This is a genomic window from Myxococcus sp. AM011, from assembly GCF_013372595.1.
GTDB lineage: Bacteria > Myxococcota > Myxococcia > Myxococcales > Myxococcaceae > Myxococcus > Myxococcus eversor.
On the sequence record NZ_JABXEM010000393.1, the window covers coordinates 1 to 7483 of the forward strand.

At 69.5% G+C, this 7483-nt stretch carries 5 protein-coding genes and 1 pseudogene; 5 read left to right on the forward strand and 1 reads right to left on the reverse strand.

What is annotated here, in order from left to right; translation table 11 throughout:
* Window positions 1-10: 10 nt before the first annotated feature.
* The 4 genes from yvcK to HUW62_RS44260 are packed head-to-tail and all read left to right on the forward strand — an operon-like array spanning window position 11 to window position 4677.
* Entirely contained in the window at window positions 11-1102 is a 1092-nt protein-coding gene (yvcK, locus tag HUW62_RS44245; RefSeq protein ID WP_163870584.1) for a gluconeogenesis factor YvcK family protein, read from the forward strand.
* A 35-nt stretch (window positions 1103-1137) separates the two neighbouring features.
* Window positions 1138-2256, forward strand: coding sequence for a GNAT family N-acetyltransferase (locus tag HUW62_RS44250; RefSeq protein ID WP_176437872.1), 1119 nt, complete (start codon window positions 1138-1140; stop codon window positions 2254-2256).
* Window positions 2253-3422, forward strand: coding sequence for a DegT/DnrJ/EryC1/StrS family aminotransferase (locus tag HUW62_RS44255; protein ID WP_176437874.1), 1170 nt, complete (start codon window positions 2253-2255; stop codon window positions 3420-3422). Before HUW62_RS44250 ends, HUW62_RS44255 begins: the two co-directional genes overlap by 4 nt.
* 52 nt (window positions 3423-3474) lie before the next feature.
* Window positions 3475-4677, forward strand: coding sequence for a GNAT family N-acetyltransferase (locus tag HUW62_RS44260; RefSeq protein ID WP_163870582.1), 1203 nt, complete (start codon window positions 3475-3477; stop codon window positions 4675-4677).
* Window positions 4678-4761: 84 nt separating this feature from the next.
* Here the strand turns inward: HUW62_RS44260 and HUW62_RS44265 are convergent, their stop codons facing one another.
* A complete protein-coding gene (locus HUW62_RS44265; protein ID WP_176437873.1) occupies window positions 4762-6453 on the reverse strand; it encodes a hypothetical protein in 1692 nt (563 codons plus the stop codon).
* Between the two features lie 188 nt (window positions 6454-6641).
* Between HUW62_RS44265 and HUW62_RS44270 the strand changes: the two are divergent.
* Window positions 6642-7483, forward strand: a pseudogene (locus HUW62_RS44270) (hypothetical protein); the annotation flags it as partial.

Sequence of the window (7483 nt, forward strand, 5' to 3'; positions counted from 1 at the left end):
GGGTTGGGTCATGGTGGGCATGGACATGGATTCGCCGCTCCCGGAGTCTTGGGACGAAGCACGCGCCCGTCGGGAGCGTGAGCAGGAACGGGAGAGGGACCGCAACGAGCTGTTGCAGCCGCACCTGGAGCGACCCACGCGCATCGTCGCCATCGGCGGCGGCACGGGGCTCCCCATGGTGCTGCGAGGGCTGGCGAAGCGCGCGCAGCCCAAGCCGGGCGACCCGGGCGTGGACATCACCGCGGTGGTGGCGATGAGCGACGACGGGGGCAGCTCCGGCCGCCTGCGTCGCCTGCACGGCGCGCTGCCTCCGGGCGACATCCGCAACTGCCTCGTCGCGCTGGCCGGCGGGCGCAGCGCCCTGAAGGAAGTTTTTCAGTTCCGCTTCGGTGGAGCCCGGGGCCTGGCCGGCCACGCGGTGGGCAACCTGCTCATCGCCGCGCTGGCGGAGCTGAAGGGCGACTTCATGGAGGCGGTGCGCATGTCCGGCGAGCTGCTGGGCGCGCGGGGCACGGTGCTGCCGTCCACGCTGGCCTCCGTGCAGTTGGTGGCGCAGATGCACGACGACACCGAAGTCGTGGGCGAGCGCAACATCTGCAAGGCGCAGGGACGCGTGCGCAAGGTGTCGCTGAGTCCTCGTTCTCCGCCGCCGGTGGAGGGCCTGCTGGAGGCCATCTACACCGCGGACCTGGTGGCGATTGGCCCGGGCTCGCTGTACTCGAGCCTGTTGCCCAACCTGCTGGTGGACGGCGTGGCCCAGGCGCTGAAGGAGACGCGCGCGCTCAAGGTCATGGTGTCCAACCTCATGACGCAGCCGGGTGAGACGGACGGCATGTCGTGCCTGGACCACGTGCAGGCGGTCAGAGACCACGTGGGCCCGGTGCTGGACGCGGTGCTGGTGAACGGCACGCTGCCGACGCCGGATGCGATGCGGCGGTACGGCCGACGGGGCTCGTTCCCCGTGGACGTGGACACGCGCGAGCTGATCGCCGCGGGTGTGGTGCCGGTGCGGGCCGACCTCCTCAAGGAGGGGTCCAGGATCCGACACGACAGCCGCAAGGTCGCCGCCTGCCTGTTGAAGATGGCTCGCAGCGGCTTGTAGCCACGCCACCCCGTCACCACCTTGGGCGCCCGAACATGGAAGCAACCCTGATCAGCCCCGGGCCGCAGGTCGTCGAAGTCGGCGACCGCGCGGCCTTCATGGCCCTGGAGTCGGAGTGGAACGCGCTGGTGGAGGCCACCTCCCACGAGGTGTTCTACCGGCACGAGTTCCTTCGCATCTGGCTGGACAACTTCGCCCCCGGCTCGCGCCTGCGCGTGCTGACGCTGCGGGACGAGGACGGCCAACTGAGCGCGGCGCTGCCGCTGTGGGAGGAGCGCACCACGCTGTACGGCGTGCCGGTGCGTCAGCTCTCCGGCGCGGCCAACGCGCACTCCTGTCGTTTCGATGTGCTGGCCCGTGAGCCGGACGTGGCCGCGGCCCTGTTCCTGGCGCACCTGCGCGCGCGGGGCGGGTGGGATGTGCTGCGGCTGACGGACGTGCCGGACGGCGGCGCGGCGTGGCGGCTGCACGGGGCCGCGCACAGCGCGGACATGCCCGTGGGGGCCTGGGAGTCGCTCCAGTCTCCGTACATCCCGCTGCCCGCCACGCGAGAGAAGTACCAGGCGTCGCTCCAGGCGAAGTTCAAGGCGAACTGCCGGCGTCGGCGTCGCAAGCTGGAGGAGAAGGGCCGCGTCACCTTCGAGCGGGTGGACGGCGGGCTCGACCTGGAAGGCGCGCTGGAGGAGGGCTTCCTGCTGGAGCAGAGCGGCTGGAAGGGTGAGCGCGGCACGGCCATGGGCCAGGACTCGGCGACGCGAGGCTTCTACACGGAGCTGGCGCGCGACGCGGCCTATCGCAAGAAACTGGCGCTGTACTTCCTGCGGCTGGACGGCAGGGCGGTGGCCTTCCACTTCGGGCTGGAGGATGACGGGCGCTACTTCCTCCTGAAGCCCGGCTACGACGAGCAGCTTCGCGAGTGCAGCCCGGGCCAGCTCCTCATGGAGGAGGTGGTGGGGGCTTGCATCGACCGGGGTCTGCGCGAGTTCGATTTCCTGGGGCCAGACATGGTGTGGAAGCGCGACTGGACGGAGCAGGTCCGGCGCCACACGTGGCTCTACATCTTCAATGACTCCGCCTTCGGCCGGGCGCTGTGCGCGGCCAAGTTCCGGTGGAGCCCGGCGGTGAAAGAGGTGGTGGCGAAATGGAAGCGATGACTCCCCCGGGCAAGATGTTCGTGCCGTCCCTGCCCACGCTGTGGCCGAGCATGTTGCTGTCCAAGCCTCGGCCCGGAGCACTGCCGCCTTTCTCCTCGCCCAACGTCCGCTACTTCTACTTCGCCCGCAACGCCGTGTGGCTCACGGTGAAGATGCTGGGGTTGGACAAGGGCGAAGTCCTGATGCCGTCGTACCACCACGGCGTGGAGGTGGAGGCGCTGGTGGACGCGGGCGCCACGCCGCGCTTCTACCGGGTGGGCAGCCGCTGGGATGTGGACCTGGAGGACGTGGCGCGGCGCATCGGTCCGAAGACGAAGGCGCTGTACCTGACGCACTACGCGGGCTTCCCGGGCCCGGTGGAGGAGATGCGCAAGCTGGCGGACCAGCACGGGCTGGTGCTGATAGAGGACTGCGCGCTGTCGCTCTTGTCTTCGGACGGCTCGGTGCCGCTGGGGACGACGGGCGACGTGGGCATCTTCTGCCTCTACAAGACGCTGCCCGTGCCGAATGGCGGCGCGCTGGTGGTGAACGGGCCCCGCTCCTACAGCCTGCCGGAGCCGCCTTCGCCGCCGTCCGCGTCGACCTTCAGCCACACGGTGTCCGCGCTGCTGCAGAACCTGGAGCTGCGCGGCGGGGTGGCGGGGCGCACGCTGCGCGGCCTGGTCCGCACGCTGGGGCATGGCACGGTGAAGGCGGCGAGCATCGAGCGCGTGGCGACGGGCACGCAGCACTTCGACCGCAAGCACGTGGACCTGGGCATGAGCCCGCTGACCAGGCGGATTGCGCTGGCGCAGGACTTGGAGTCCATCGTCGAGAAGCGGCGTCGCAACTACTTCTACCTGCTGGGCCGGCTGCGGGACGTGGTGCCGCCGCTGTTCAACCAGCTTCCGCCGGGGGCGTGTCCGCTCTTCTTCCCGATGGTGGTGCAGGAGAAGGCGGAGGTGCTGGCGCGGCTGAGGGCGAAGGGCATTGACGCCATCGACTTCTGGAAGCGCTTCCATCCGGCGTGTGACGCGGGGGCGTTCCCCGAGGTGGCGCAGTTGCGGCGCGGCATCGTCGAGATTCCGTGTCACCAGGACCTGACGCCGGAGGTGATGGCGGACGTGGCGCTGGTGGTGCGCGACGCGGTGCGCGCGGAGAAGCGGACGAAGAAGCGCGCGGGATGAGTGGGACGGCGGCGGTGGGAGGGGCGACGTTCCCCTCCGAGGAGGTGGGACGGTGATTCGCGAAGACGAGCTGAGGCAGGGGCCGCGTGCCGCGCAGCGGCTGGACGTGAGCGCCGTGGGCAGTCTGTCCGCGCTGGCGGGGATGCGCGCGGAGTGGAACTCGCTGATGGATTCGAGCCACGCGGGGCCCTTCAATTCATGGGAGTGGCTGTACCCGTGGTGCCGGCGGATCGAGCCGGGCCGCAGGCCCCTGGTCCTCACCGCGCGCGACGCGGCGGGGACGCTGGTGGGGCTGTTGCCGCTGGGGTTGGAGACGCGGCGGGTGACGGGCATGCCGGTGCGGCGCCTGGGCTTCCTGGGCGAGACGCACGTGGGCAGCGACTACCTGGACGTCGTGGCCCGGCGGGGCATGGAGCGCGAAGTGGCGGGGGCCTTCGCGCGGATGCTGGTGGCGCTGCGCGAGGAATGGGACGTGTTGGACCTGACGGACCTGCGCGAGGACTCCGTCACGGTGGACGTGCTGCGCGAGGTCTTCTCCGGACAGGACGTGCGGCTGTCGGAGCGGTACGTGTGTCCGTATGACGTGTTGGACCCTCGCGAGCCGTTCGATGCGTTCCTCAAGCGCACGGGCCGGCGCGACAACTACCTGCGGCGGCGCAAGTGGCTGGAGAAGCAGGAGGGCTACCGCATCGAGCGCACGGAGGCGCCGGGTGAGCTGGCCGGGCCGATGACGGACTTCTTCCGGCTGCACTCCGCGCGGTGGGCGGAGGACGGTGGCTCGCAGGGCATCAAGGGCACGGGGGTGGAGTCGTTCCACCGGGACGCGACGCAGTTGCTCGCGGAGCGGGGACGGCTGCGCCTGTACACGATGAAGGTGGGCGGAAAGGCCGTGGCCTCGGTGTACGGCATCGTCCACGGCGACCGCTTCGTGTACTTCCAGTCGGGCTATGACCCGGAGTGGCGCAACCGCAGCGTGGGCCTGGTGCTGGTGGGCGAGACGTTCAAGGACGCGATGGAGGCCGGGCTCACCGAGTACGACTTCCTGCGCGGCACCGAGACGTACAAGTCCGACTGGGTGTCGAAGCAGCGGCGCACGGTGTCCGTGCGCGTGCACAGCGGGACTCGCGCGGGGGACTGGTTCACCCGAGCGGAGGAGCTGGCGCGCAAGGGGCGCAACGCGGCGAAGCAACTGATGCCGGGCACGTGGGTGGAGAAGGTGCGTCGGTTCCGTCGTCGCCGCGCCGCGGTGAACTGAGTCTTTGTTCTCGAAGGGGGAGGGCCTTGGGACGTCGCCCGGACGGGTTCTGGACGACCACCGTGGGCCCTCCACCCGGGAGCCTCAGGGCGCGGGAGGCGGAGTCCAGTCGGGAGGCTTCGCGGCGACGTACGTGAAGCCGCTCTGGTCTCCAGGGCTGTTCCACGCCGTCTTGAAGTCGCCCCAGGAGTAGACCTCCTCGCGATTCTGATAGGGATTGTAGACGCGGACATACGTCTCGCCGTTCACCCCTTCCGCGACGTCGACCACGGTCACCCAGTGGGTGATCTGGTCTCCCGAGGTCGCCTCCGATTTCAGCATGCCGTTGCTTGAGCCATCGATGTTGACGAGCACGAGCAGCGCGCCGCCGTTGGCGATCATGCGCTCCACGGCCTCGGGCGTGGGCTCGTTCCGGGCGTGGACGTTGAAGTAGGGCTCGGCGGCGTTGAAGACACCGTCGAGGTTCTCCATGCCCGTCTGGCCCGTGGAGGCTTCATCCTGGCCGGCGATGAGCCAGCCCTGGTTGTCGAGGAAGGCCACCAGGTCATTGGCGGTCGTCAGCAGTTGGTCGTTCGCGAGGATGCTCGCGAAGGCGGTGCTCTGCGCGCCGAAGGCCTTCAGCCCCTCTTCGATGCCGAACCCCAGGACGGACAGGGCCGCAAGCTCTCCGCACAGGTTGTGGTGGGTGGAGTCCTTGCCCTCGCCATTGATGATGAGTCCGACGTTCAGGTACTGGGCGACGTCGGGCTGGCCTTCGACGTGGAACTTCGACCATTCGCCCGCGCTGCCGGCGCCCCAGGGCCAGCCCTGCTCGGTGGCGATGAGGGGCTCGGTCGCCTGGGTCCCTCCGGCGGGCGCGCCTTCGAAGTAGAGGGACATCTCCTGTTGGACGAGGGTGTTCCAGGACTGCTCGGCCGTGGTGCGTTGCTGGGCGGGTGTCAGCTCGCTCCAGTTCTCCGTCATGGGCGGAGGTGACAGGGAGGGGTCTCGAATCCACGCGGGAGCCATGTCCTCGACGTGCTGGCTCCACTGCGCGCGGATTCCGTTCAGGACGCTCGCCTGGGTCGTCGCGTCCAGGTGGTGCCAGGCGCCTTGCATCCACGGTGGAGGGCCCCCCTGTTCGAGCCACGTGGGAACTGGGAGCGAGGCGCTCGTATCCGCCACCACCATGTTCGCGATGTCCGGCGGGAGGTTCGCTCGCGCGAGCGCGGCCTGTCGCTCCGGACCCGGTGGCGCGGAGAGAATCGTGTTCACCGTGCTCCCCGGCACGGAGCCCGCGACGGAGTACTCGGGGTGTTGCTTCAGGTAGTTCTCCGAGGCGGTCCACTCACGCGTCGTCGGGTCGTAGATGTTGTTGCCCTGGCGGATGACGACGTGGCCGGTGGTGCCCTCGGCGCCGGGGCGGCTGTCCTTCAGGAAGAGGACCTCCGAGCGCGCGCGGATGACAGCGGGCGCGAGGGACAGGAAGTCCGCGACGGCGTCCAGGCAGTTCACCCGGCCGTCCTTCGCGTTCTCGTTCGCGAGCGAGGTTCCGGGCGCGGAGGTTCCGTCCGTCGCGAGGTCCGGGCCGCGCGTCTGGGGTCGGGCGGTCTTGAAGGTATCGGGCTTCTGGATGTCCAGGCTCGCGGCCTGGGTGGCGAGCCGTGCCAGCTCTTCCAACATGCGCCGGGCTGCTTCTTCCGCCGCGCGTCTCGCGGCTTCCTCCGTGGCACGGCGGGCATGCTCCGCCGAGGCATTCGCGACGGGCGATGCATCCTTTGAGATACGAGTCGACATGTCTCCCCCTCTTCAGTCCCGGCGCTGCAATGCGGTCGCGATGTAACACTGTGACAGGACGCGAAATCAACCGCGTCCCGGTGCCAATCACTTCCATGCACGCGCCAGGGGTCTGACGCCATGTCGGACCGAGCTGGGACTCTCTTGCCCCTCTCCATCCCCAATCGGGGCCTTCACAGGAGGCGTCGATGTTCGCGCGTCGGAGCTGGGCCGTCGTGTTGTCACTGCTGTTCTCCGGGACGGGATGGGCGGAGGAGAACGCCGCCGCTCATCGCTGGGAGGAGATGGAAGCCGCCATTCGCGAGCTGGAAGCGGCCGTGACGCCTGAGTCCGCCAGCGAGGACGCGGAGGCGCGACCCGATGAGGAGGCTTTGCTACCGGCCACGTCCGACTCGACGTCACCGTGGCCGAACGTGCTGAGCATGGAGGCCACGACCTGGACGCTGCTCCCTCGAAGGGGCGCGGGCGGCGCCGAAGGCTTCATGCAGGTGGAGCCCATGGTGGCCTGGGACAAGGGCGAGTGGCTTCGCCTCAACCTTGGAGCGCCTGTGCGGCTGCGGTTGTGGGGTGGCGGCGAAGGGGCCGGCTTCGTGAGGAAGGAGGACTGGGACACGCTGTCCGATTGGGGCCAGTTGGTGCGCCTCTTCACGATGGGGGGTGACGCGTCCGATTCGGTGTGGGTGGGGATGATGGACGGCTACTCCCTGCTGTCCGGGCACCTGGTGCGGCGCTACAGCAACCGAGCCAACCCCGACTACCACCCGGCCGGAGTGGTGGGGACGGGGACTCTGGGGCCGGTATACGCGGAGGGTTTCGTCTCGGACCTGCTGGGCGCTCGCCTGATGGGTGCGGAAGTCGCCCTGGATGTGCAGCACGTCCTCTTCGGCCGCCCTCCGGTTTCTGGCCGTTACACGCTGGCGCTGTCGGCGGTGCATGACTGGGGGAAGGCGGGAGGTCCTTCGACGCCCATGACGCTGGCGCACCTGGACGGTACCGCCGTGGTGCTGCGGCGTTGGAGCAAGGACAAGGG

What these genes read in the sequence shown, in the direction of transcription:
- yvcK (WP_163870584.1), top strand. Translation starts at nt 11, where the DNA reads ATGGTGGGCATGGACATGGATTCGCCGCTCCCGGAGTCTTGGGACGAA.
- HUW62_RS44250 (WP_176437872.1), top strand. Translation starts at nt 1,138, where the DNA reads ATGGAAGCAACCCTGATCAGCCCCGGGCCGCAGGTCGTCGAAGTCGGC.
- HUW62_RS44255 (WP_176437874.1), top strand. Translation starts at nt 2,253, where the DNA reads ATGACTCCCCCGGGCAAGATGTTCGTGCCGTCCCTGCCCACGCTGTGG.
- HUW62_RS44265 (WP_176437873.1), bottom strand. Translation starts at nt 6,453, where the DNA reads ATGTCGACTCGTATCTCAAAGGATGCATCGCCCGTCGCGAATGCCTCG.